Below are 24,267 nucleotides of genomic sequence, written 5' to 3'. Positions count from 1 at the left end.
TTTCCCCCTTGAAATGCCTTTGATCGGCCGCTAAATAACAAAATCCCTAAACAGGTGATTCAGTACCTTTAGGGATCCTGGCTTTAAATATACAGTTTGGGTTTTGATCCTGATTTAGACTTTGATTGCGCCTGGTTATCATCAAGATCACTATCCTCTGAAATTTCTACCGGTGGTTTCTTCTTCTTTTTTTTCTTAACGGTGGATTCAACTTCAGGGATGTCATTATCCACTATTTTTTCTTCACTATTCCCCTTGTCGGCCGCATCATCGGCAGGCATATCTTTGAATCCACGATATAACTTCCATAGTGCCGGGATATTTTTCACCATAGGGCCATATTGTTGGAACATCGGACCCAGCTGTTGAGCTGTCTGGAGCATTTGCTGTGTATTGGATAAAAATGAATTCACATTACCGGGGTTCAATAAGCTCTGGAGGATTCCGCCAGCTGCCTGTGGGGATCGTTCAGAGCCAGTCGTGTTGGAAGATGAGTCCCCTCTGGAAAATTGTTGTAATAATCCTCCGCCGGCATTCTGATTATCCCCCTTTTTAAGAAGCTTAGACAATAAACCACCTTTACCTGGCCCCCGGCTTTTTCCTCTCTGATTCATCCCCATATTGAATCCTTGATTTTGACGTTGTCCTCCAAATTGAAACGGAGGTGGCTGCGTCTGCCCCATTCCAAAGCCATTCCTTCCAGGCTGCTGCATTCCGAACCCACTGAATCCCCGCTGCTGTCTCATCCCGAAAGGATTTCGCATATCCTGGCCCTGATTCCTCATTCTTCTAGGCGGCATAATGACAGCCTCCTTTCATTCGAATAAATTCCTCGTCATTATAGAGTATGCAATAGGTGAAAAAAGGGTATTCATACAATATCATCTTAAATTAAAATAAGTATGAACTAGATGTTTTGCCAAAAAAACATTATAATGGTTAGATGTTCTTTAAATATGACGCTTACTAAACTGTTACGTTAAGGTAAAATCACTCGTGGTGATAAAGTGATCCGTAAATTTTATATATATCTATGGTGATGATTTGTTCGACTTGGCATCCATCCCGATGACAGCGTAAATAAAAGGATATTTTGATAAAAGGAGATGTAAAGAATGAAAAAGAATTTATTTCTACAATTCGGATTCCAGTCTTTCATTAATGAAGCGGTAGAAGAACTGGGTTTCTACGAACCAACAGAAATTCAAAAGAAAATGATCCCACTGATTTTAAAAGGGCAAAGTGCGATTGGTCAATCCCAGACAGGAACGGGAAAAACACATTCATATCTATTACCGATCATTGAGAAAGTGGATGCAGATTCTGAACAGGTACAAGCAGTGATTACTGCTCCAACCCGTGAACTTGCACAACAGATTTATCAAGAGGTACTAAAGATCACGAAAGATAGCAACATTGTTTCCCGCTGCTTTATTGGTGGAACGGACAAGCAGAGAACAATTGAGAAATTGAAACACCAGCCTCATATTGTGGTTGGTACTCCTGGACGGATCAATGATTTAGTGAAAGATCAAGCCTTATTTGTTCATACTGCCAGTCTACTGGTTATTGATGAAGCAGATTTGATGCTAGATATGGGATTCATTGAAGATGTGGATCAGATTGCGGCAAAGATGCCTGAAAAATTACAAATGCTTGTATTCTCTGCGACGATTCCAGAGAAACTGAAGCCATTCTTAAAAAAATATATGGAAAATCCACAATATGCACATGTCGAGCCCGAGCAGCTATCGGCAAAGAATATTCAACATGTAATCGTCCCACTTAAGAGTCGCGATAAAATTAACCTGTTGTACAATATTTTAGTGGATATTAATCCATATTTAGGTATTGTTTTCACCAATACAAAACAAAAAGCAGATGAAGTGGCAGATGCTTTGATCGCAAAAGGATTAAAGGTTGGACGGATTCACGGAGACCTTTCTCCCCGTGAGCGTAAGAAAATGATGAAGCAAACGAGAAACCTGGATTATCAGTACATCGTAGCGACTGATTTAGCAGCAAGAGGGATCGACATTGAAGGTGTAAGTCACATCATTAACTTTGAATTGCCACAAGATCTCGATTTCTATGTTCACCGTTCTGGTCGTACAGCGCGTGCCGGTAATACCGGGATTGCCTATACCATTTACACACCTTCGGATGAAGATGCATTGAATCGTCTGGAGAAGCTCGGAATCAGCTTTGCTCATCAAGACATTAAGAAAGGGGAATGGTCTGAGTTGCCACCCCTGAACAAACGTAAGAACCGTCAAAAAACGAATGTTGATGAGATTGATGAAAAAGCGAAATCAATGGTTCGAAAACCGAAAACAGTTAAGCCGGGTTATAAAAAGAAAATGAAATACAAAATGGATCAAATCAAGAAACGAGAGAGAAGAAAGAAAAACAGAAGCAAATAAGAGTTTTAACGTGATTCATTTGTACACATTCGATACAATATAGAGAGATTTTCTTAGGAGTTGAGAAGAATGGTTAAGATTGGATCCCATGTTTCAATGAGTGGTAAAAAAATGCTATTAGCTTCCAGTGAGGAAGCCGTTTCATATGGAGCGAATACATTTATGATTTATACAGGTGCCCCTCAAAATACGAGAAGAAAAAAGATCGAAGATTTAAATATTGAAGCGGGTATCGCTCACATGAAAGAAAATGGGATAGAGGACATCGTTGTTCATGCTCCCTATATCATTAACATCGGAAATACGACGAACCCTGCTACATTTGAATTAGGTGTCAATTTCCTCCGTTCTGAAATCGAACGCACAGAAGCTCTGGGAGCGGGGCAGATTGTGCTTCACCCGGGCGCTCACGTAGGTGCAGGAGCAGATAAGGGAATCGAAAAGATCATTGAAGGTCTGAATGAAGTCCTAACCAAAGACCATAAAGTGCAAATTGCATTGGAAACAATGGCAGGGAAGGGTTCAGAATGTGGAAGATCTTTTGAGGAATTAGCTCAAATCATCAATGGAGTAGAACTGAATGACCGCCTTTCTGTTTGTTTCGATACTTGTCACACCCATGATGCAGGATATAATATTGTGGATGATTTTGATGGAGTCTTGGAAGAATTCGATAAGATTGTCGGGATTGATCGCCTAAAGGTTCTACACATTAACGATAGTAAGAATGAACGTGGGGCTAGTAAAGACCGGCATGAAAATTTAGGATTCGGACATATCGGATTCAAAGCACTGAACTATATTGTGCATCATCCACAGCTGCAAGAGGTACCTAAGATTCTGGAAACACCATATGTAGGGGAAGATAAGAAAAATAAAAAACCCCCTTACAAGTTCGAAATTGACATGCTTCAGAGTCAAACGTTCGATGAAGATGTATTAACGAAAATTCTGAATCAATAAAAAAGGTAATAGAGGAGGTCATCTCTCATCAATAGGGACGCCTCCTCTTCTTTTACTATCTGATGAGCTGCAAAAAGAGTTGGTTGATTTCCTTCGCCTTGGCAGGACCTATGAGCCTTGCTAATTCCTTCACCAATTTACTGCGTTTGCTGTCATTAAAGATATTAATGTTCTTTCCTTTAACACTAGCGACGATGCTAGTTGCCTGCTGTGAAGTCAATGAAATGTTATATTGATTGGCGTACTTTAATAATTCTTCATTTGTGATATTGTTAATTTTGTGATTAATCACGTTTTGTAATAGCTTCATGTTTATCACTCCTCAACAGATACATATGTAACTCCTGATCAGAAAGTGACATTTTTATAAGAAAATAAAGTGAAAGGAAAGGAATTGACGATGACCCAAAGAGTACATAAAAAAGAAAGTCCCCTTCATTTTATTTACCGACTAATCTTTATTATAATTGGAGCAGCATTAGCTGCTATATCCATTGAGTTATTCCTTGTTCCAAATAATATTATCGATGGTGGTATTATTGGTGTTTCGCTGATTTTGGATTATTTAGTTTCAGACACCATTCCATTTGTAAACTTTGCCACCCTGCTGGTTCTTCTAAATCTTCCTTTCATGTATTACGGGTATAAACATATCGGGAAAACCTTTGTAGTTTCTTCACTGTTTGCCATTATTGCGCTAGCAGGTATTGAAAGCCTATTACACCATATGGATCCCTTTGTAACAGAGAAAGTGTTAGCCACTGTTTTTGGAGGCTTGACACTTGGAGTTGGGGTCGGCCTTGTGATACGTCATGGTGGATCACTAGATGGAACTGAAATCCTAGGTATTCTTTTAACGAAAAAACTTCCGTTTTCAGTGGGGGAGTTTGTTATGTTCATCAATATTTTCATTTTCGCCTGGGCAGCATTTGTCTTCGGACTTGAAGAAGCGATGTATTCCGTTATGACCTACTATATAGCCTTTAAGACGATTGATACGGTGATTCAGGGAATGGATGAAACGAAGGCTGTAATCATTGTTTCTGACCATTACCTTGATGTGTCCGCAGCAATACTAAAAAGACTTGGCAGGGGAACAACTATGTTAAAGGGGCGTGGAGGTTACACAGATAATGATAAAGAGGTCATTTATGTCGTGGTCACCAGACTTGAAGTAACAAAGTTGAAATCCATTGTTTCTGATGTAGATCCAAATGCTTTCATTACGATTATGAGCACACAGGAAACAAAGGGTGCACGATTTAAGTCTGCCATTCACTAATGCAGCATACAAATACCGGAATGCTCACTCAAATTGAGCATTCCGGTATTGGGGCATGAATGATTTACAATTGTGCACCCATCATGTATACTACCCTATGTACTTTTAAATCGTAATGATTCTTATAAAGAGAGATGATTAAAATGGATACTGCAAATCCTATTATTAAAATAGAAGATGTGAATTTCAGATATGAGCGGGAAAGAGTGCTTGAAGATATTAACTTAAGCATTCCCAGAGGGGCATTCCTTGGAATCGTCGGACCTAATGGTTCAGGTAAATCGACATTACTAAAGCTTGTTCTGGGCCTTTTACGAGTAAAACAAGGGAATATTGAGCTATTTGGGATCCCCCAGCATAAATTCAAACAATGGGATCGCATAGGGTTTGTTTCCCAAAAGGCCAATAGCTTCAATACAGGCTTTCCAGCTACAGTATATGAGGTGGTGGCAAGCGGATTAGCGAAAAAAGCAGGTTTGTTCAAGAGGATTTCATCTAAATATAAACAAGATGTATACGGAGCCATAGAATCGGTTGGGATGAGTCAATTCGCTAAACGTAATATTGGAGAATTATCAGGTGGACAACAGCAAAGGGTGTTTATTGCCCGTGCGCTCGTCAGCCAACCTGATGTATTGATTCTTGATGAACCGACAGTGGGAGTGGATAGTCAAAACGTCCAAAACTTTTATGATATGTTAGAAACCTTAAATAAGGATTTAGGGATTACTCTCGTACTTGTCACTCATGACATTGGATCGATTTCGAACAAAGTGACTCATGTCGCTTGTTTAAATAAACACTTACATTTCCATGGCAAAACAGAAGAGTTTGAGAAGCTAAAGGAAAATCAGCTTTCTTCTTTTTATGGTCATGATGTACATTTCTTAAATCATGAGCATGAACATCATCATTCATGATCGATTGGAGGGAAGACAATGCTTCAAGCTATTTTTCAATATGAATTTTTACAAAATGCATTTCTAACGGGGATTCTCATTGGAATCATCGCACCTTTATTAGGAGCATTCATCGTCGTAAGGAGGCTTTCTTTAATTGCGGATGCATTGAGTCACGTCACTCTGTCTGGTATTGCAGCGAGCCTGTATATAAGTAAAACGATACCTGCTTTTTCAGGATTGAATCCACTATATTTTGGAATGGTATTCTCTGTCATGGGCTCCTTATTCATTGAACGTTTGCGTATGTTATACAAGCATTATCAGGAGCTTGCAATTCCGATCATCCTATCTGGAGGAATCGGGATAGGGGTCATCTTCATTTCTCTAGCAGACGGTTTTAATACAGATTTATTTAGCTATTTGTTTGGAAGTGTCAGTGCAGTCAGCAGGGGAGATTTGTATTTGATTGGAGGAATCAGCGTTCTTGTGATAGGGGTGATTTTCTTGCTTTATAAAGAATTGTTTCTTCTATCTTTTGATGAGGATCATGCAAAGGCGTCAGGTATCCCCGCTAAGGCGATCCATTTTATCTTTATGGTCATGGTAGCACTTGTGATTGCCGCTTCCATGCGCATCGTCGGGATCCTGCTGGTTTCGTCACTTATGACATTACCTGTTGCTGCAAGTATCAGGATTGCCAATGGATTTAAACAAACAATTGGGTTTTCACTATTATTTGGTGAAATTTCTGTTATTGTTGGATTAATCAGTGCCTTCTATTTGAATCTTGCACCAGGTGGTACGATTGTCATGACGGCTATTTTAATCCTTCTCATTACAATTGTGATTAAAAAAATAAGAACGTCGAGTCATTCTTCTAGAGTTGAGGTGTAGAAAATGAATGTAACGGAAGCAATGGACCTGTTAAAATCAAAAGGATATAAGCATACAGGAAAACGGGAGCAATTACTTGAACTGTTTTCCAGCTCTAATAAATATTTGACGGCCAGGGATGTTTTGGAAAATATGAAAGCTGATTACCCGGGGCTCAGTTTTGATACAATCTACCGTAATTTGAGCTTGTTTGTTGAACTTGAGATTTTGGAAGAGACTGAACTCTCAGGTGAAAGACATTTTAGATTTACATGTGAAAGTCATCACCATCATCATCACTTCATTTGTATGGATTGTGGTAAAACGAAAGAAATTCACACATGTCCCATGGAAGCGTTAAAAGAAAATTTAACGGACACAGGGTATGATATATCCGGCCATAAATTCGAAATTTATGGCAAATGTCCTCAATGTCAGTAGAGAGATCCTTTTAGGGTCTCTTTTTTCTTTTACTGAAATGTCCATAGTTTAAGTAAAGGTAAAAGAGGGAAAAAATGCAATTATACAGAAGGAATTGAGAGGAGATGCAGCCATGGAAACAGTCCCTTTTACTCACTGTCCATCGAATAAAAAAAACTGTGTGAGCACGATAGACCTCACATCATATCATCGTATAGCACCACTTCCCATCAGTGGAAGCACAGAGGATGCGGAAGGCGAGAATCCGCAGCACCCTCAGTAAGTTCGATCATGTAGAGATCAAGGAAGATAAGTCACTTTATGTGCATGCAGTTTTCACATCAAAGTGGTTGAAATTCAAGGATGACCTTGAAATCTATATAGATGAAAGCACCAAACTTCTACAAATCAAGTCAGGTTCACGTCTCGGATATTATGGTTTTAAAGTGAATCGGAAACGGGTGGAACAATTTAAAGATTTATTTAATAAGTAATGGAAAAAGCCTCTTAAGATTATAGGCTTTTTCCTATGATTCATTTTGAAGCCAGGTTTGAACCCAGGAGTTCGCTTCCTGCCAGTCATTTACGCGAATGACTCCATCAGGGATCGGTTGTTGATTGTATGGTGTGTTAAATAACAGAACAGGAATCGAAAGTTCTTCAGAAATCGCTACAGCATTATCATGTTTATCTTCAAAGAAAATATCGACTCCGTGTTTTTTTGCTGTTGAAATTTTGTCATGTGAACCAATTAATTCGATGTGGTGATACATCAAATCCTGGGTATTGAACCATTCTTTGGTTAATTGGGTGAGATCGGATCTTCTTGCACTTATGAAATAAAGCTCATGTATTTCTTTCCATTGATCCAATATCTTCTTTGCGCCATGAGCAAGTGGAGATTCTTTGTAAATGGTTGGTTCTGCTTCCTTAAACCATTTTCCGAAAGTTTGGGGTGAAATATTCAGAACCTCTGTCAGTTCGTATTGGGTAATGTCTTGTAAGGTTAAGTTCAACTTAAAATAATCATTTATGTGAGGCAGTAAAGATTCGGGTGACGTAACTGTCCCATCAATATCGATTCCAAAACGTTTCATTCTTTATCATGCTCCTCTTTATAAAAACTCCTTCAAGTTTATCACATTTCTGACCAGTAGATAACCGTTGTTTTCAAAAGCTCTTTACGTAAAGTTTGGTGCAATCTTCGGAAAGAAAGTAGTGGTTGATTTCCGCTCCAGGTGCTCGCTTTCCGCGGGGCGTGAGTTGAGCCTCCTCGGGCTTATGCCCTGTGGGGTCTCAACTTTCCCGCTATTCCCGCAGGAGTCGAGCACCTGCAGCGAGAATCAACTATCTGAGCATGCTTCCTTTTTTGAAAAATAACAGGCAAAAAATTTAGCAAATAACCTCATTTATGGTGAGTAGTGATTGAAATACTTTTTTAAGGAAGGAGAATTATGTTTGCTAGAGATTTTAATTTGACACCTTTGAGCTCTGTCAAGACAATCTCTTAAAGATGGTGAGGGGAACTGCGAAGACTCCTACGGAAGTACGGTCGTGCCGAGCTGAGGAGGGTTGGCCGAACGTCCGTGGAAAGCGGTGCAGTTTCCCTCTACATCCATCACACACTTATTGACAGAGCCCAGGCAGATCAAATGAAAAAACAAAAAATTTATGTGAAAAGAAGTCTTTCGAAAGCAATTATTGGTTTGGAAAGTGAAAGTAAGCTAACAAAATTGACAAACATTAGCATAGTAAAAAAAGCGGAGTGACACACAATAAGAAGGCTCCCAAACACAGAAAGTGAGGGATTGCTGTATGAATGATGAACGACGCGAATTAAACAGCGTTGATCGAAATCTACAAGATATCGACGTGTATTACGACAATCCGGAAACAGATGTGAGTAAAGAATACCGTGAAGAAACAGCAGCAGAAATTGCTGCTCCAATGAGTGTAAGCCGTGACTTTGAAGAGGATACCGCCGAAGATACGACAACATCAGGTCGTGTATTAGGTTACTCTGCACTTGCTCTATCCATTCTTTCCTTATTTATTCTCCCGGTAATCATGGGGGCTGCGGGGATTGTTCTTGGATTTGTGGCAAGAAGACGAGGAGCAGAAATGCTCGGTGCCTGGGCAATCGGAATTGGGGCTGTATCGATAATTATCGGATTATTTGTACTGCCGTTCTTTTAAGAATAGTGCTTTTTCTTGAAATTGGGAGCATTTCAAGAAATTAAAAAAGAGGACTGATCTTAGATCAGTCCTCTTTACATGCATTTATACTTCCTGTTCTTTCTTTTCTGCTTCTTGCTGTGCAAAATATTCTTCTGCGATCTTGTCGATTTCTTTCTTTAATTCTTCAACCATCGTCTCTTCAGGAACTTTCCGGACAGTTTTTCCTTTTCGGAATAACAGTCCTTCACCACGAGCCCCGGCAATGCCGATATCGGCTTCTCTGGCTTCACCTGGTCCATTTACTGCACATCCAAGGACAGCCACTTTGATTGGTGCTTTAATGGTGGAGATGTATTCTTCCACTTCATTGGCTATTGAAATTAAGTCGATTTCGATACGTCCGCATGTCGGACATGAGATTAAAGTAGCTGCATTTGAAGCTAATCCAAACGACTTTAATAATTCTCTTGCTACTTTCACTTCTTCAACAGGGTCAGCACTTAATGAAATACGCAGTGTATTTCCAATGCCAAGGCTTAGAATCGCCCCTAGCCCTGCTGCACTCTTTACTGTTCCTGCAAATAATGTACCTGATTCAGTGATTCCAAGGTGAAGCGGGTAATCAAATGCTTTAGCCGCTTTCGTGTATGCTTCGATGGCCAAGTTTACATCAGATGCTTTCATGGAAACGATTATGTCATGAAAATCTAAATCTTCCAGGATCTTGATGTGATGAAGGGCACTTTCTACCATACCGTCAGCCGTTGGGTATCCGTACTTTTCAAGAATTTTTCTTTCCAAGCTTCCGGCATTTACCCCAATTCGAATTGGAATCCCTTTTTCTTTCGCTGCTTTGACAACTGCTTCCACTTTTTCACGGCGACCGATATTTCCTGGATTGATCCGGATTTTATCGGCCCCGCCTTCAATGGCTTTTAAGGCTAGTTTATAGTCAAAATGTATATCGACAACAAGTGGAATATTGATTTGTTTCTTAATATCAGCTATCGCGTCTGCTGCACGTTCATCCGGACAAGCTACCCGGACAACCTGACAACCTGCTTCTTCGAGACGGTGAATCTCATTAACCGTTGCTTCAACATCATGTGTCTTTGTAGTGGTCATACTTTGGATAACAAGTTCGTTGTTACCACCAATAGTTAAATCTCCGACTTTGACCGGACGTGTTTTTGAACGATGTATAATTTCACTCAAGTGTAATTCGCTCCTTTAGAAAGGTTCTAAAAACTTTCATTAAAAGTAATACGAAGCTATTGTAACAGTGTTTTGTGTGAAATGACAAGAAATAGGTGTATTTTGAATGCTTGGATTATTGATAATTCGGGATTTTGTAGATTTTCCCGATTTGGATCTTTGCAGGCGGCACATCATTTAATTCTTCGAAATCGGTAATCACACGTTCAATGGGAACAGGTATAGAACCATCAAGAAGGTCTTCTACAAGACTTAATACTGTATCACCGGGCTTGACTTCCATTTCCACGTAAGGTAGGGATGAGGGATCTTCCTCAGCAGTTTCCTGTGACGCGGCTGGAGACGCCTGATTAACCTGTGGCTGGGCTGTTGCGAATGTGGATTCTTTATAAAGGAGCCTCAGGGTTCCCTTATTTAAATCATAATAGACACTATAAAGAAGAATGATAATACCAAAGAAAATAGCCATTCTTTTCATATATACTTTCCTCCCGGGTTTTTTAGAATGAATCTGACTATGAAGGGGTTACAAATCATGACGAATAAGCTTCTCCAACTGGTAATCGGATTACTGCCCATATTAATGGTACTGGGAAATTCTATGCTTATTCCCATTCTCCCGAGTATTGAAGCGGATTTACATTTGAATAGCAGCTGGTCTGGTTTTATCTTAAGCTCATTCACCATACCTGCAGCAGTGGTGATTCCGTTTGTGGGGGTGTTGTCGGATCGCTTTGGACGTAAACGATTAATCATTGTTTCACTATGGATAATGATTCTGGGAAGTGTACTGTGTGTTGTGAGCGGAGAAGTAAATAAAACTGTTAGTCTTTTCATGATTGGCCGAGGATTACAAGGAGTGGGGGCCGCTGGAACGACACCTCTGGCCATGGCATTGATCGGTGATATCTTTCAGGGACACGAACGCTCAAGGATGTTAGGCTCGTTAGAGGTGTTTAATGGGATAGGAAAGGTAGTCGCACCCCTTACTGGTGCCACACTGGCTATCCTGGTCCATTGGAATCATGCATTTTGGGTGTTTCCTGTATTGTGCATTGTGATATTGATAGGACTCAGAAAAACGGTTGAAACGAAAGAGGTTTATCACAAGGCTGATAAAAAGAGCCTGTACTCCATCTTTATTTCAAAGGGACGCTTATTATTTCCACTATATGCGATTGGAGGGATAGGCTTATTTTTATTATTCGGCATTCTCTTCTTCCTTTCCTACCATATTGAAAATACTTTTCATATTGATGGCTTTTTCAAGGGATTTACATTTATCTTTCCACTTGGCACGATGACCATTAGCTCTTACTGGTGTGGGGGGAGGTTAAAGGCGGATGAGGAACTGGGATGGACGTATATGAAATGTGGATTGTTAATGATGTCGGTCCCATTAGGCTTTCTGATCTTTTTTTCATCATTGGGGTTTTTGATGTTCTTTATTACAATAAGCTTTGGGGGATTGGGCTTGATGCTGCCGGTCATTAATACCTTTATTACGGGAAGTGTATCGGAGCATGAAAGGGGACTTATTGTCAGTATTTATGGAGCTGTGAGGTTTGGTGGGGTTGCACTTGGACCAATTGCTTACAGCCTTTGGAAAGACGATGTGTCGGAAATGTATTTGATCACCTTTGCATTTTCCCTTCTTAACTTGTTGTTATTTATGTTTCTGTCCAAGCGTAGGGAGGGGGTCTTTCGTCCTGAAATTCAATAAACCTTTACACCAGCTTTACATTTCCTCCATCTTTCTTTGAGAAAATGCAATGGGGAAAGGAAGGGTGTATGAATTTGCCAAAATATTGAACTTCTTAAGAGAATGAACCATCGAGGGGGAGACTTATACGATGGCTTTTCATTCGATTCAGGAGCTGCAAGGTGAATATGTGATCGTTGTCCCTCAGGAAGAGTATATGGAAGACATTCGGTCGATGGCTGCCTATACATTGGTTATGATTGGTCTCAGCATGGGGATTGCCTTTATCATTGTCTTATTATTTGTGAACCGGTTAATCCCCGATCGCTCAATTGCGCGAATCGATGAAGAAAATAAGGGATGGTGATCTGGCTTTCAACATCCCTGTCGAAACGACGATGCCGGAAATCGTTTCTCTTCAAAAGAGCTTTGATTCAATGGTAGTGAAAATGAAAGACTTAATACATAGTATTCATCAAATAACAGACAGTTTAGCATCTACAGGAATACAGCTTCAAACCTCTTCAACTGAATTATTGAAAGGAAATGAGTATATGGTAGAAATGGTACGAATGGTGAAGGGTGGGGCAGAAGAAACGGCAAGTACTTCCGAAGTAAGTGTCAACCACTTCCAAGAAATGAATATGACCGTAAAATCTATATTTATGAAAATGAATTCCATCTTTGAGAAAACAAAGGATATGAATGAATCTGCGGGTGACGGGGAGTACAAGGTTGATAAAATGGTTGGGGGATTGAAGAGGGTATCCGGAGACTTCAAGCAAATGAATAAGATCATTCAAGAAGTCCATGATCAATCATCCTCTATCGTCACGGTGATTTCATTGATTAATCAAATTGCTGAACAAACGAAACTCCTCGCCCTCAATGCTACGATTGAAGCCGCAAGGGCGGGTGAATCCGGTCGTGGATTTGTGGTTGTCGCCAATGAAGTGAAAAAGCTTGAAGATCAATCATCAGATGCTATAAAGAATATTAGTGAGTCCATTCAAACTATGGAGTCAATCACGTTAAATGCTTCGAGGCAATTCGATCAATTTTTCAAAGAATTTCAGTACTACGTATCAGAAGCTACTGAGACACGAGAATCGTTTGATTTGTTAAAAAATGAAATAGATGGTGTAAGCAGGGATCTGCAAAATATGAAGGCGGATTTGGGCTATTTAGAAATATCTCTCCCAAAGGTGGAAGCATCTACAGAGGCGTTTTCTTCCGTTTCACAAGAAACGGTAGCGGGAACGGAGCAGATGCTTGCTGCCTTTGAAGAGCAGCACGAAATGGTTAGGAATACCCATGAAGTAGGAGAAAAGCTATTGAATGCTTCTAACCAACTAAAGGAATTAAGCAGGCAATTCAAGTTATAGGGATGGAAACGAATGGTTCCTATAAAAATGATGTGAAAGGTAAATCCCTGTCTCCGGGTGAGACAGGGATTCTTATTATGCCCGGATTCTCTTTTGAGGAATCTCTTTTACGACTAAGTACAGAATGACGGTGATCACAAACCAATCCAGAATAGGGGCTGCAGGAATATAGGTTTGCAGCATTTCCATTAGGGTAAAAAATATGGTGGAAACCGTCGCGGAATAGGCGGTCATTCGAAAACTTTGCCGGTAGTTAACATTTCGTTTAAGGACATTGGCAAAGGTAACACCGATTATGGCGAATAACGTGATCTTCAAGAACGTCATTCCGGAAGTGAATAAGTAAAGAAAGAATAACGCTACGGGAAGGAGGATCCATTTCATATCTATTAACGAATCCAATAGATCAATTAAGCCATCCTTTGTAAGCGATGTATCCCCAAATAAACTGTAGGAAGAAGATTGAACATTCCCTTGATTGATGACTACAAAACTCTTTTCCAAAAAGGCTATCGTATCATCGTTTGCATCAAGTTTTTCTTCCTTAAGTTCGCCTGTACTGTCAAAGATGATGGTGATACCGTCCTTTTCGAGTGTGATCGGTTCTGATTGATCGGAAGATAACGAGCCATTATCGATTGTAAAGGGTGGAAATTCAGCTTCAACTGATTCTCTTACATTGTCGATGGCACTGGTTGCAAACGATATAAACTGTACAGCCACTGGTAAAATAGATATTAGTGCCAGTAAGAATATGTAACGGATCGTCTTGCCAATTCCCTGAAAGCGGAATGTTGCGATGTCTTTTGGGGAATAGATACTTTTATACAATTGTTGAAAAACATTCATTTATACTTTTTCTCCTTTCGTGCATACCCTTACTATTTTATGCTTGTCTTTCTTCTTCATCAAGTGTAGAGAATTTGAACAATTTGGAATGATTTTATTCTGTAACATATTTGTAATAAAAGTCGAGTTTTATTAACCTATTGTAAATTTAGAGCAAAAAGTATTTACCTTTTCTATAGAATATATTAAAAATGATATGGGGTTTTTGTTGTTTAATGTCGAAAATTTAAGTAGGGGTTGAAAAAATGGAATTAAATTGGCAAGAGATGTTGTTTCAGTTCTTTGGAGGATTAGGGATTTTCCTCTTCGGGATAAAGTACATGGGGGACGGACTTCAAAAGTCTGCCGGTGAACGCTTGAAAGAAATTCTTGATAAGTTCACGACCAACCCATTTATGGGCGTATTGGCAGGTATTTTTGTTACAGTCTTAATACAGTCAAGTAGTGGAACAACGGTTATCGTAGTCGGATTGGTAAGTGCAGGCTTCATGACACTCAGACAAGCGATCGGTGTCATCATGGGTGCGAATATCGGTACAACGGTAACAGCGTTTATCATTGGGATCGATATTGGAGCATATGCATTACCGATCATTGCAGTAGGAACAATTATGTTATTCTTCTTTAAGAATAAAAAAGTACACAATTTTGGACAAATGATTTTTGGTTTCGGTGCATTATTTTATGGATTGGAATTAATGGGTGGAGGAATGAAGCCCCTGCGTTCACTTGAAGCCTTTCATGACTTAACTGTAAGTATGAGTACAAATCCAATTCTTGGAGTAGTAATTGGAACTCTATTTACTGTAATTGTACAAAGTTCATCTGCAACTATCGGTATTTTACAAGAGCTTTACAGTTCAGATTTAGTGGACATCCAGGCAGCACTTCCTATTTTATTCGGGGATAATATCGGAACGACCATTACGGCAGTTCTGGCAGCTTTGGGTGCTTCAGTTGCTGCAAGACGAGCTGCAGCAGTCCATGTGCTCTTTAATCTGATTGGCTCAACAATCTTTTTAATCATATTGCCATTTTTCACTAAGTTTGTTCTGTTTTTACAATCTTCATTTAACCTGAATGAACCGATGACAATCGCTTTTGCTCACGGCTCATTTAATATAACGAATACCATTATTCAATTCCCGTTCATCGCCATATTAGCAGTGATCGTCACGAAATTGATCCCAGGGCAGGATTCCCTTGTTGATTATAACTCTAAACATTTAGATCCAATGTTTATTGAACAATCACCTTCCATCGCTTTAGGTCAAGCTAAGGAAGAAGTACTTCGCATGGGTAAATTCGCTGTTAAGGGATTAGAAGAAACCAATGAGTTCTTGAAGTCAAAGAGCTCTAAGAATGCAGAGGCAGCTTATCAAATTGAAGGTGCCATTAATAATCTTGATAAGAAAATCACGAATTACCTGGTCGATTTATCTTCTGCTTCATTATCTGAAAATGAATCAGAGCGTCATTCCATCTTAATGGACACCGTACGCGACATCGAACGTGTAGGAGATCATTTTGAGAATATTGTTGAACTGATTGAATACCAGCAAACCAACAAGGTTAAAATTACAGATGATGCAATGAATGACCTTGAAGTAATGTTCAATCTAACAATTGAAACAGTGGAAAAAGCGTTAAAATCTTTAGACTTGAACGACACTGATATTGCAAGGGAAGTAGCTGAAAAAGAAGATCAGATCGATAAGATGGAAAGAAAACTTCGTAAACAACACATACTGCGTATGAACGAAGGGAAATGTTCGGGACAAGCAGGTATCGTGTTTGTTGATATCGTCAGTAACTTAGAACGTATCGGTGATCATGCTGTTAATATCGCAGAGGCCGTATTGGGTGTAGAATAATACAAGTGCTGACTCATTTGAAATTTGTCAAATGGGTCAGTTTTTTTTATACTTTATGGGAGGTGTTAAAAGATGGAATTTATTTATTGGACCATTATTATCGTATTAATGATTTTAGCCTTTGTTGGATTGATATATCCTATCTTGCCTAGTGTTGTCTTTCTGATTGGAAGCTTTATTTTGTACGGAGTGTTTTTCAGTTTCGAACCCTTTAGCTGGTTATTCTGGACTGTGCAGGTTCTGTTTGTGATTCTTCTTTTCGGTGCTGATTACATGGCGAACCTTATTGGGGTAAAGAAATTTGGTGGTACGAAAGCAGGAATTTGGGGAAGTACAATCGGTCTGCTCATCGGACCTTTCGTCATTCCTGTCATCGGAATCCTGATTGGTCCTTTTTTAGGGGCAATCATCGGTGAATGGGTAGTTCATAGATCCAATCTAAAGACCGCCGTAAAAGTAGGCGTAGGATCCGTCGTTGGATTCATCTCCAGTGTCGTGACAAAAGGAATCATCCAGATTGTCATGGCTATCTATTTCTTCATTGTCATTTGACCGGAATGATTTTTCTTATGACTAGAGAAAAAAATATAGGGGATTTTAAACTTGTACGAAAAAGTGAAGAAATGAAGGCAAAATATTTGAACAGATATAGTAGTTTTGGTAATCTTATACTGAAACGGCCTGAATTCATTGTTCAGGAAACTATACATAGGGAGGAATTTATAATGGCTTACGAATTACCGCAATTACCTTACGCATATGATGCATTAGAACCTCATATCGACAAGGAAACAATGAACATTCACCACACGAAACACCATAACGCATATGTTACGAAAGTAAATGATGCACTTCAAGGTCACGATGATTTACTAAGCAAATCCATTGAAGATCTTGTTTCTAACTTAGACGCTGTTCCTGAAGGTGCTCGTACTGCAGTACGCAACAATGGTGGCGGCCACGCTAATCACTCTCTATTCTGGACAGTGTTATCTCCGAATGGTGGAGGCACTCCATCTGGAGAGCTGGCAGATGCCATTTCTTCCAAATTCGGAAGCTTCGATTCATTTAAAGAAGAGTTCGCTAACGCTGCTGCTACCCGCTTTGGCTCAGGTTGGGCTTGGCTTGTGGTAAACAACGGTGAATTAGAAGTAACAAGCACACCAAACCAGGATAGCCCTCTAATGGAAGGTAAAACTCCTGTTTTAGGTCTTGACGTTTGGGAGCATGCTTACTACCTGAATTATCAAAACCGTCGCCCTGACTACATCGGTGCGTTCTGGAACGTTGTAAACTGGGATGAAGTAGCGAAGCGTTATTCAGCTGCTAAATAATTAAATCGTACGAGGAGAGAGGTTCTTTCAAGAACCTCTCTTTTTTTTGTATAACTTCCCTCCCTTTTTCACAAGATAGGGGTACGTTAAAGGGGAGTTTTTCAAATGAGTAGCTATAAAAAGTTATTAGGCGATATTGATTTAACGAGAGACCTTACTCTGCTGCTGTTGATTGGCGGATTATATTCCTTGAGTATTGCGCTCTCAAACACATTTGTAAACATCTACTTGTGGAAGCAATCAGGTGAATTTATTGACCTAGGCATTTATAATTTAACCGTGGTGATCTTTCAACCAATAACATTTATTTTAGCTGGAAGGTTGGCAAAGAAAGTAGACCGGGTGATTGTTTTACGCTTCGGGGTTATTTTTTTGGCTCTTTTTTACATATCTGTACTCTCGTTCGGGGAGTCGGCCGAAAATTACCTGGTTGTGTTAGGAGCGTTGCTCGGTATCGGCTACGGCTTCTATTGGTTAGCGTTTAATGTACTGACCTTTGAAATTACGGAACCTGAAACGAGAGATTTCTTCAATGGTTTCCTCGGTACGTTAACATCAGCTGGAGGAATGATCGGTCCGATCCTCGCAGGTTTTATCATCTCCAGATTTGCTTCGTATAAAGGCTATACCATTGTATTCGGTTTATCTCTCCTGCTATTTGCCATAGCCGTTCTTTTGAGCTTCTTTCTAAAAAGAAGACCTGCATCGGGGCGATATCTATTCCTCAGAATACTGGAAGAAAGGAAAAACAATGCTAACTGGCGCTTCATTACGAACGCCCACTTCTTCCAGGGGTTGAGAGAAGGAACGTTTATCTTCATTATTTCTGTGTTTGTGTTCATCAGTACAGGAAGTGAGTTTGCCATCGGTACATTCGGACTCATAAACTCAGGGATCGCATTCGTAGGCTATTACATTGCATCGCGGGTGATTAAAAAAAAGTTTCGAAAAAAGGCTATTCTATTAGGCGGAATCCTCCTCTACCTGGCAATATTCTTAATTGTGTTTGATGTCACTTACACGAAGTTATTGCTCTATGCCGGGATGATTGCCATTGCATACCCCATACTTCTGGTACCTTATATTTCAATGACATATGATGTAATCGGAACGGGATGGAACGCCGCTGAAATGAGAATCGAGTATATTGTCGTGAGGGAGATTTTCTTGAATTCGGGAAGAATTGTGTCAGTCCTGGCTTTCATCATTGCCGTCACATTTTTTAACCACGAAGAGAGTATCCCCATCCTCCTATTAATGCTTGGAGCGGGTCATACCCTCATATATTTCTTCGTGCGAAAAGTGGACTTACCCATTTAGGATATTCAAGCAAAGAGAGGGAAAGATTTCCTCTCTTTGCTTATGTCTAGATTATCCTTGTATTTTTCTATAAAATAAGAAGGTATGGTAACGATATAAAGATATTTTTACATAGAGGAAGGGTTGGAAAGATTGAAAAGAAATAAGAGAAAAAGAAAGACGCATGTTCCTGTTCGGATGAATCTGCTGTTTTTTGCCGTGTTCTTATTATTCTCTCTTCTGGTTCTTAGACTGGGACTCGTTCAAATAGTGAACGGAGAAAGCTACAAGAAGGAAGTAGAAAGAACAGAGGATGTTGTCGTCAATACAGGTGTGCCACGAGGGAAAATGTATGACCGTTATGGTAATGTGATCGTCGATAATGTTCCGTTGAATGCGATTACGTATACACGTGCAAACAACACCAAGATCGAAGAGATGATGGAGGTTGCTGCCAAGCTTTCTGAGTACATTGAAAAAGATACCAAAGAAGTGACAGAAAGAGACAAGAAAGATTATTGGTTATTAAATAATAAAGAACAAGCAGACAAAAAGGTTTCAGAAGAGGAAATAAAAAAGCTTCAAAACAATGAAGATTTCTCTGAAGAAGATGTAAACGCGAAAGTGTACCAAATGAGATTAGACCGGATCACAAAAGACGAGTTAGCGTCACTGACTGAAAAAGATTTAGAAATCATTGCGATTTATCGTGAGTTCTCCAGCGGGTATGCATTAAATCCGCAAGTTGTGAAGAACGAAGGGGTCACACCGGAAGAATTCGCCGTCGTCAGTGAACATCTCAGCGAACTTCCCGGCATCAATACCACTACAGACTGGAAGCGATCCTACGTTTTTGATGATACGTTGAGGACGATTCTCGGGAACGTTTCTTCCTCAAGAGAAGGTTTGCCGAAGAACCTGGTAGATTCCTATTTAGCGAAAGACTATAACCGGAATGATCGTGTAGGGAAGAGTTACGTTGAATTAGAGTATGAAGATGTCCTGCAAGGTCAAAAGGAACAAATCAAAAACGTCACCAAAGGTGGTAGCGTGTTGGAATCTGTACTCGTTCAAGAAGGTCAACGGGGAAAAGATATTGTTCTGACAATCGATATGGAGCTTCAACGTGAAGTCGAAAAAATTATAGAAGAAGAATTACGAAAACAGATTGTGAACCGCGGTGAGTCTCCTAACCTGGATCGGGCTTACGTGGTCATGATTGACCCTAATACAGGGGAAATATTAGCTATGGCAGGAAAACAATATGTGAAGAACACTGAAACAGGCAAGTACGAGATGAGAGATGCTGCGTTAGGAACCTTTACGTCTTCTTATGAAGTTGGATCGGTGGTTAAGGGCGCCACAGTATTAACCGGTTATATGACGGGAAATTTACAACCGGGAGAAGTGTTGATCGATGAACCACTAAAAATCAAAGGGACAAAGCCAAAATCTTCATGGTTCAATAGATACCAACGAATTCCAATGTCAGACTTGTTTGCTCTGGAGAAGTCTTCTAATTCATACATGTGGAAGGTTGCCCTTAAAGTAGCAGGAGGTCAGTATGTACCAAATGAGCCGATTGTGAATAATCCGGAAGCTTTTGATATCTTTCGGAACCACTACGCTCAATTCGGATTGGGTGTGCCGACTGGAATCGACTTACCCGGTGAGTCTGCCGGACTTACAGGTACAGACACCACTCCTGGTTTCTTACTGGATTTAGTGATTGGGCAGTTCGATACGTATACAACGATGCAATTAGCTCAGTATATCTCAACGATTGCCAATGATGGTTATCGTGTGGAACCACATATCATGAAAGAAATCAGAGAGCCAACAAACGATCAGGAAAGCCTGGGCCCGATTCTGTTTGAAAAAGAGACGAATGTGCTGAATCGAATCGATGCGACACAAGCCCAGATCGAGCATGTCCAACAAGGGTTCTATCGTGTGTACCACTATCCGGATGGTACGGCGTATGATCAATTCAAGGATGCACCATATAATGCGGCAGGTAAATCAGGTACCGCTGAGACGTATGTAGATGGAGAGCTGAACTATAACACGACTCTTATCGGATACGCCCCATTTGATAACCCTGAAGTGGCTTATGCCACAATGGTTCCCGCTTCTCATATACAAGCAAGCGGAGTAGCCGATCCTTATGTTAATAAATACATCTCTAAACGAGTGATGGATAAGTACTTTGAACTGAAGAAGAAACGTGCAGAAGAAGGGAAGGACCCCACTTCAGTTAACAAGAAAGTAGAAAACGCTGAAGAGGCAGAAGAACAAATGCAAGAGGAAAGAGAACAGAATAACTAAGCAAACTATAGCTGATTTCCACGAAATAACTTTCTGGGAATCAGCTTTTTTCTTATGTATATTAAGTCATTTTACTCAAAATCAAAGGAACATTTTTATAATGAAATCGAGAATCAGGATCAAATCGAAATAAATATTTGATTTTTATTAGGAAACTACTTAATTTACAAATCATTGTCCAATACTTTGTTTAGTAAGGGTTCGACGAGGTTTTTCAGGTTCTGGGAAGGGTCTGAAGATGAAGAAACATGTCGAATTTACAAAACCTTTACAAACGGTTAAAACCTCATTAACACTCATCTATTAATCTATTACTCGTAGGACAAAACAACCAAGTTTCTTAGGGGGAATTTAGGAATGAAAAGCTTTAAGTATCTAGCAATGTCAGCAATGATCGGATCAGCTCTTGTATTAGGAGCATGTGGTGCTCAAGGTGGGGCTGAAAGTGGCTCAGGAGAACAGCTGTCCGGAAGCGTGAAAATGGATGGATCATCAACTGTAGCTCCGATCATGGAAGCAGTTAACGAAGAGTATGCAGCTGCACAACCTGATGTAAAGGTATCTATCGGTGTATCAGGTTCTGGTGGTGGATTTGAAAAGTTCATCGCAGGTGAAACGGATCTTTCAAACGCTTCCCGTCCTATCAAAGACGAAGAAAAGCAAAAGCTGGAAGAAGCTGGTATTGATTTCACTGAATTCGAAGTTGCTAAAGACGGTCTTACAATCGTTGTTAATAAAGAAAATGACTGGGCAGAAGACATGACAGTTGAAGATCTTCAAAAGCTTTGGGTTGAAGATGGAAAGACAAAGAAATGGTCTGATATCAACCCGGAATGGCCGGATGAAGAAGTGAAATTCTATTCTCCTGGTACTGACTCAGGAACATATGATTATTTCAACGAAGTCATTTTAGAAGAAAAAGATATGACTAAACAAAACATTCAGCTTTCTGAAGATGATAACGTTCTTGTACAAGGTGTAACAGGTGATAAAAACGCCATCGGATTCTTCGGTTATGCTTATTACCTTGCAAATAAAGAAGAGCTTAAAGCGGTGAAAATCGGCGGAGTAGAGCCGAATAACGAAACAATCGAGAGTGGAGAATACACTCCACTATCACGACCATTGTTCGTGTATGCTAAAAACGCTTCTGTTAAAGATAATGAAGCTGTATATGATTTCATGAAATTCACTCTTGATAACTCTGCTGAAATGGCAGAAGCAGTTGGCTATGTAAGTCTTCCTGAAGATAAAATCAAGGAAGCTACTGAAAAATTAGAAGGTCTTAAATAAGATTAATCGTTGTTAAAGTCAAAATGAACAGGTGAGAAGCGATTACTTGCTTCTCATCTTGTCATGTGGATGAAAGGGGTTTGCATTATATGGCTACAAATTCAAAAGGATCATCATACTCTGTTGCGGAGATGATTTCACAAAAAAGTGGTAAAGGCTTGAATCGTTCTGTTGAAAAGTCTATACCATGGATCTTGTTTGCAATAGCCGGGGTTTCAGTATTAACAACCATAGGTATCGTATTTACTCTTATCTTTGAAACATTTACATTCTTTTCGAGAGTATCCGTATTTGAATTCATAACAGGAACAGAATGGTTTCCTTTTTCTAATCAGAATCCAAGTTACGGAATCATTCCTTTAATCTCGGGTACATTGAAGATTACCGGAATAGCTGTAGTGGTAGCAGTACCAATAGGACTTGCCTCCGCCATTTATTTGAGTGAGTATGCCACAGATCGTTCAAGAAGGTTCATCAAACCGATATTAGAGGTATTAGCGGGGATTCCAACGATCGTGTTTGGGTTCTTTGCTCTAACATTTGTTACTCCTTTATTGGAGTCATTCATACCTGAATTAAGTATATTTAATGCATTAAGTCCTGGAATTGTAGTTGGGATCATGATTATTCCCATGATTGCTTCTCTATCTGAAGACGCGATGTCGTCTGTTCCGAATTCCATACGTGAAGGTGCACAAGCATTAGGGGCAACTAAATTAGAAGTCGCACTTAAAGTTGTTTTACCCGCAGCTGTATCAGGCATTGTTGCATCGATTGTACTTGCCATCTCCCGTGCAATTGGAGAGACCATGATTGTAACGGTTGCTGCAGGAGCTTCTCCAAACCTGTCTTGGAATGTTACTGATTCCATTCAAACGATGACAGCGTACATCGTTCAGGTAAGTACAGGAGATGCAGGGTATGGAACGACGATTTACTATAGTATTTATGCAGTAGGTTTCACTTTATTCTTATTCACACTTGGTATGAACCTGCTAGCCCAATACATCTCTAAGCGATTCAGAGAGGAGTATTAATCATGAAGTATATCAATCATGAAAATGTCTTAAAAAAGATGTCTTCCAGATTAATGGTGAATAGCGTTTTTAAAGGGCTTTTCTTCCTGGCGACTTTATTTGGCTTAGTCGTGTTGTGTGTATTATTATATCGGGTATTCACTCAAGGAATTGGATACTTGGATCTGCAATTTTTACAAAATGTGGGATCGAGGTTCCCTGAAAAAGCAGGGATTTATGCCGCCTTTATGGGGACGATTTGGCTGATGTTCGTTGTTGTTATCGTTTCGTTCATATTAGCAGTGGGGACGGCCATTTATTTAGAAGAGTATGCTAAACAAAACAAAATCAATAAATTTATCAAAGTGAATATTTCAAATCTTGCAGGTGTTCCTTCCGTTGTATTTGGTCTTTTAGGTTTAACGATCTTTGCCCGGGCCTTTGCCCTTGGTCAAAGTGTACTGGCCGCCGGTTTGACGATGAGTTTGCTCATTCTGCCTGTGATTATTGTGGCAGCACAAGAAGCGATTCGTTCTGTACCGAGAGAGTTAAGGGACGCATCTTATGGTATGGGTGCTACAAAGTGGCAGACGATTACTAGAGTTGTATTACCAGCTGCAATACCCGGGATATTGACAGGAAGCATTTTAGCGTTTTCCCGTGCAATCGGAGAAACAGCACCACTCGTCGTTATCGGTGTACCAACGATATTACTATTTACACCAGGTTCCATCTTGGATACATTTACAGCTCTTCCAATGCAAATTTACGATTGGACAAAACGACCACAAGCAGATTTCCATGATGTAGCAGCTGCAGGGATTATTATCCTGTTAGGCTTACTGTTACTCATGAACTCGATCGCGGTGCTGATTCGTAATAAGTTTCAAAAAAGATATTAATATCGCATTTTTATTGGTTTTAAATGGAT

General features: G+C 39.9%; 25 protein-coding genes. 19 read left to right on the top strand and 6 right to left on the bottom strand.

The features are described from left to right. Positions 1-83 precede the first annotated feature (83 nt). Positions 84-800, bottom strand: a complete 717-nt coding sequence (gene vrrA / locus ACYH0O_RS17040) for a VrrA/YqfQ family protein (RefSeq protein ID WP_482629645.1) — start codon at positions 798-800, stop codon at positions 84-86. A 315-nt stretch (positions 801-1,115) separates the two neighbouring features. Here vrrA and ACYH0O_RS17035 point away from each other — a divergent pair, with 315 nt between their 5' ends. Both ACYH0O_RS17035 and ACYH0O_RS17030 read left to right on the top strand, forming a co-directional pair. Next, on the top strand, positions 1,116-2,423 hold the full coding sequence (locus ACYH0O_RS17035) for a DEAD/DEAH box helicase (protein WP_482629644.1): 1,308 nt from the start codon (positions 1,116-1,118) through the stop codon (positions 2,421-2,423). 69 nt (positions 2,424-2,492) lie between these two features. Beyond that, the gene (locus ACYH0O_RS17030; protein ID WP_149158012.1) at positions 2,493-3,386 is read left to right on the top strand and encodes a deoxyribonuclease IV; all 894 of its coding nucleotides are present in this window, start codon (positions 2,493-2,495) and stop codon (positions 3,384-3,386) included. A 55-nt stretch (positions 3,387-3,441) separates the two neighbouring features. Here the strand turns inward: ACYH0O_RS17030 and ACYH0O_RS17025 are convergent, their stop codons facing one another. Continuing rightward, positions 3,442-3,696: a DUF2624 domain-containing protein gene (locus ACYH0O_RS17025; RefSeq protein ID WP_149158011.1), complete on the bottom strand. Its 255-nt coding sequence runs from the start codon at positions 3,694-3,696 to the stop codon at positions 3,442-3,444. Positions 3,697-3,786: 90 nt separating this feature from the next. Here ACYH0O_RS17025 and ACYH0O_RS17020 point away from each other — a divergent pair, with 90 nt between their 5' ends. The 5 genes from ACYH0O_RS17020 (at position 3,787) to ACYH0O_RS17000 (ending at position 7,357) form a co-directional block, all read left to right on the top strand. Further along, a complete protein-coding gene (locus ACYH0O_RS17020; protein ID WP_482629643.1) occupies positions 3,787-4,668 on the top strand; it encodes a YitT family protein in 882 nt (293 codons plus the stop codon). A gap of 143 nt (positions 4,669-4,811) precedes the next feature. Next, the gene (locus ACYH0O_RS17015; RefSeq protein ID WP_482629642.1) at positions 4,812-5,588 is read left to right on the top strand and encodes a metal ABC transporter ATP-binding protein; all 777 of its coding nucleotides are present in this window, start codon (positions 4,812-4,814) and stop codon (positions 5,586-5,588) included. An 18-nt stretch (positions 5,589-5,606) separates the two neighbouring features. Then, the gene (locus ACYH0O_RS17010) at positions 5,607-6,464 is read left to right on the top strand and encodes a metal ABC transporter permease (RefSeq protein ID WP_482629641.1); all 858 of its coding nucleotides are present in this window, start codon (positions 5,607-5,609) and stop codon (positions 6,462-6,464) included. A 3-nt stretch (positions 6,465-6,467) separates the two neighbouring features. Further along, entirely contained in the window at positions 6,468-6,884 is a 417-nt protein-coding gene (locus ACYH0O_RS17005) for a Fur family transcriptional regulator (RefSeq protein WP_044339634.1), read from the top strand. A 227-nt stretch (positions 6,885-7,111) separates the two neighbouring features. After that, positions 7,112-7,357: a DUF1499 domain-containing protein gene (locus ACYH0O_RS17000; RefSeq protein ID WP_482629640.1), complete on the top strand. Its 246-nt coding sequence runs from the start codon at positions 7,112-7,114 to the stop codon at positions 7,355-7,357. Between the two features lie 33 nt (positions 7,358-7,390). On the opposite strand, the gene ACYH0O_RS16995 is transcribed toward ACYH0O_RS17000, so the two are convergent. Next, a complete protein-coding gene (locus ACYH0O_RS16995) occupies positions 7,391-7,960 on the bottom strand; it encodes a hypothetical protein (protein WP_482629639.1) in 570 nt (189 codons plus the stop codon). Positions 7,961-8,678: 718 nt separating this feature from the next. On the opposite strand from ACYH0O_RS16995, the gene ACYH0O_RS16990 reads away from it, so the two are divergent. Then, positions 8,679-9,059 carry a DUF4190 domain-containing protein gene (locus ACYH0O_RS16990; protein WP_148969695.1) on the top strand — a complete coding sequence of 127 codons (381 nt, stop codon included), beginning with the start codon at positions 8,679-8,681 and terminating at the stop codon, positions 9,057-9,059. A gap of 84 nt (positions 9,060-9,143) precedes the next feature. On the opposite strand, the gene ispG is transcribed toward ACYH0O_RS16990, so the two are convergent. Both ispG and ACYH0O_RS16980 read right to left on the bottom strand, forming a co-directional pair. Next, positions 9,144-10,247 carry a flavodoxin-dependent (E)-4-hydroxy-3-methylbut-2-enyl-diphosphate synthase gene (ispG, locus tag ACYH0O_RS16985; protein WP_482632597.1) on the bottom strand — a complete coding sequence of 368 codons (1,104 nt, stop codon included), beginning with the start codon at positions 10,245-10,247 and terminating at the stop codon, positions 9,144-9,146. Between the two features lie 124 nt (positions 10,248-10,371). Continuing rightward, the gene (locus ACYH0O_RS16980; protein ID WP_482629638.1) at positions 10,372-10,734 is read right to left on the bottom strand and encodes a hypothetical protein; all 363 of its coding nucleotides are present in this window, start codon (positions 10,732-10,734) and stop codon (positions 10,372-10,374) included. 57 nt (positions 10,735-10,791) lie between these two features. Here ACYH0O_RS16980 and ACYH0O_RS16975 point away from each other — a divergent pair, with 57 nt between their 5' ends. The 3 genes from ACYH0O_RS16975 (at position 10,792) to ACYH0O_RS16965 (ending at position 13,343) form a co-directional block, all read left to right on the top strand. After that, entirely contained in the window at positions 10,792-11,979 is a 1,188-nt protein-coding gene (locus ACYH0O_RS16975) for an MFS transporter (protein ID WP_482629637.1), read from the top strand. 130 nt (positions 11,980-12,109) lie between these two features. Next, complete coding sequence (locus ACYH0O_RS16970) at positions 12,110-12,325, top strand: hypothetical protein (RefSeq protein ID WP_482629636.1); 216 nt, start codon at positions 12,110-12,112, stop codon at positions 12,323-12,325. Beyond that, the gene (locus ACYH0O_RS16965; protein WP_482629635.1) at positions 12,303-13,343 is read left to right on the top strand and encodes a methyl-accepting chemotaxis protein; all 1,041 of its coding nucleotides are present in this window, start codon (positions 12,303-12,305) and stop codon (positions 13,341-13,343) included. The genes ACYH0O_RS16970 and ACYH0O_RS16965 overlap by 23 nt, the downstream gene beginning before the upstream one ends. Before the next feature lie 75 nt (positions 13,344-13,418). Here the strand turns inward: ACYH0O_RS16965 and ACYH0O_RS16960 are convergent, their stop codons facing one another. Beyond that, positions 13,419-14,192 (bottom strand): DUF1189 domain-containing protein, encoded by a 774-nt coding sequence (locus ACYH0O_RS16960; protein ID WP_482629634.1) that lies wholly within the window; start codon positions 14,190-14,192, stop codon positions 13,419-13,421. Between the two features lie 245 nt (positions 14,193-14,437). On the opposite strand from ACYH0O_RS16960, the gene ACYH0O_RS16955 reads away from it, so the two are divergent. From ACYH0O_RS16955 to pstA, 8 genes are all read left to right on the top strand, one after another. Beyond that, positions 14,438-16,066, top strand: coding sequence for a Na/Pi cotransporter family protein (locus ACYH0O_RS16955; protein ID WP_482629633.1), 1,629 nt, complete (start codon positions 14,438-14,440; stop codon positions 16,064-16,066). Positions 16,067-16,138: 72 nt separating this feature from the next. Continuing rightward, a complete protein-coding gene (locus tag ACYH0O_RS16950; protein ID WP_149157999.1) occupies positions 16,139-16,618 on the top strand; it encodes a DUF456 domain-containing protein in 480 nt (159 codons plus the stop codon). A 173-nt stretch (positions 16,619-16,791) separates the two neighbouring features. Further along, entirely contained in the window at positions 16,792-17,400 is a 609-nt protein-coding gene (locus ACYH0O_RS16945) for a superoxide dismutase (RefSeq protein ID WP_482629632.1), read from the top strand. 105 nt (positions 17,401-17,505) lie between these two features. Then, a complete protein-coding gene (locus ACYH0O_RS16940) occupies positions 17,506-18,720 on the top strand; it encodes an MFS transporter (protein ID WP_149157846.1) in 1,215 nt (404 codons plus the stop codon). 177 nt (positions 18,721-18,897) lie between these two features. Beyond that, positions 18,898-21,027: a peptidoglycan D,D-transpeptidase FtsI family protein gene (locus ACYH0O_RS16935; RefSeq protein WP_482632596.1), complete on the top strand. Its 2,130-nt coding sequence runs from the start codon at positions 18,898-18,900 to the stop codon at positions 21,025-21,027. Between the two features lie 357 nt (positions 21,028-21,384). Continuing rightward, positions 21,385-22,320: a PstS family phosphate ABC transporter substrate-binding protein gene (locus tag ACYH0O_RS16930; protein ID WP_482629631.1), complete on the top strand. Its 936-nt coding sequence runs from the start codon at positions 21,385-21,387 to the stop codon at positions 22,318-22,320. Between the two features lie 131 nt (positions 22,321-22,451). Beyond that, a complete protein-coding gene (gene pstC / locus ACYH0O_RS16925) occupies positions 22,452-23,357 on the top strand; it encodes a phosphate ABC transporter permease subunit PstC (RefSeq protein WP_482632595.1) in 906 nt (301 codons plus the stop codon). 2 nt (positions 23,358-23,359) lie between these two features. Continuing rightward, positions 23,360-24,238: a phosphate ABC transporter permease PstA gene (gene pstA, locus ACYH0O_RS16920; protein WP_149157849.1), complete on the top strand. Its 879-nt coding sequence runs from the start codon at positions 23,360-23,362 to the stop codon at positions 24,236-24,238. The last annotated feature ends 29 nt before the right edge of the window (positions 24,239-24,267 follow it).

It is taken from the genome of Rossellomorea sp. H136 (genome assembly GCF_056838065.1).
Note: the sequence above shows the minus strand (reverse complement) of the source record. Positions and strands in the feature narration are given on the sequence as shown.